The organism is Pseudomonas sp. xss_4 (genome assembly GCF_043104125.1).
Classification (GTDB): Bacteria; Pseudomonadota; Gammaproteobacteria; order Pseudomonadales; family Pseudomonadaceae; genus Aquipseudomonas; species Aquipseudomonas parafulva_B.
This window is the reverse complement of sequence record NZ_JBICKJ010000058.1, coordinates 1-1,142: the sequence shown is the minus strand read 5'-3', so window position 1 is coordinate 1,142 and position 1,142 is coordinate 1. Positions and strand designations below refer to the sequence as shown.

Sequence of the window (1,142 nt, the reverse complement as noted above, 5' to 3'; positions counted from 1 at the left end):
TCAGCTCTCGGCCTTGAAATCCCGGATTTGCCTAAGATTTCAGCCTACCACCTTAAACCTGGACAACCAACGCCAGGCTGGCCTAACCTTCTCCGTCCCTCCATCGCAATAACTGGAAGTACAGGAATATTAACCTGTTTTCCATCGACTACGCTTTTCAGCCTCGCCTTAGGGACCGACTAACCCTGCGTCGATTAACGTTGCGCAGGAAACCTTGGTCTTTCGGCGTGCGAGTTTTTCACTCGCATTGTCGTTACTCATGTCAGCATTCGCACTTCTGATACCTCCAGCAAGCTTCTCAACTCACCTTCACAGGCTTACAGAACGCTCCTCTACCGCATCACCATAAGGTGATACCCGTAGCTTCGGTGCATGGTTTGAGCCCCGTTACATCTTCCGCGCAGGCCGACTCGACTAGTGAGCTATTACGCTTTCTTTAAAGGGTGGCTGCTTCTAAGCCAACCTCCTAGCTGTCTAAGCCTTCCCACATCGTTTCCCACTTAACCATGACTTTGGGACCTTAGCTGACGGTCTGGGTTGTTTCCCTTTTCACGACGGACGTTAGCACCCGCCGTGTGTCTCCCATGCTCGGCACTTGTAGGTATTCGGAGTTTGCATCGGTTTGGTAAGTCGGGATGACCCCCTAGCCGAAACAGTGCTCTACCCCCTACAGTGATACATGAGGCGCTACCTAAATAGCTTTCGAGGAGAACCAGCTATCTCCGAGCTTGATTAGCCTTTCACTCCGATCCACAGGTCATCCGCTAACTTTTCAACGGTAGTCGGTTCGGTCCTCCAGTCAGTGTTACCTAACCTTCAACCTGCCCATGGATAGATCGCCCGGTTTCGGGTCTATACCCAGCGACTAAACGCCCTATTAAGACTCGCTTTCGCTACGCCTCCCCTATTCGGTTAAGCTCGCCACTGAATATAAGTCGCTGACCCATTATACAAAAGGTACGCAGTCACCTAACAAAGTAGGCTCCCACTGCTTGTACGCATACGGTTTCAGGTTCTATTTCACTCCCCTCTCCGGGGTTCTTTTCGCCTTTCCCTCACGGTACTGGTTCACTATCGGTCAGTCAGTAGTATTTAGCCTTGGAGGATGGTCCCCCCATATTCAGACAAAGTTTCTCGTGCTC

The 1,142-nt window shown here is 51.2% G+C and carries 1 rRNA gene; it reads right to left on the bottom strand.

Annotation, left to right across the window (positions count from 1 at the left end):
- Positions 1-1,142 (bottom strand): 23S ribosomal RNA (locus ACF8GB_RS10785); the annotation flags it as partial.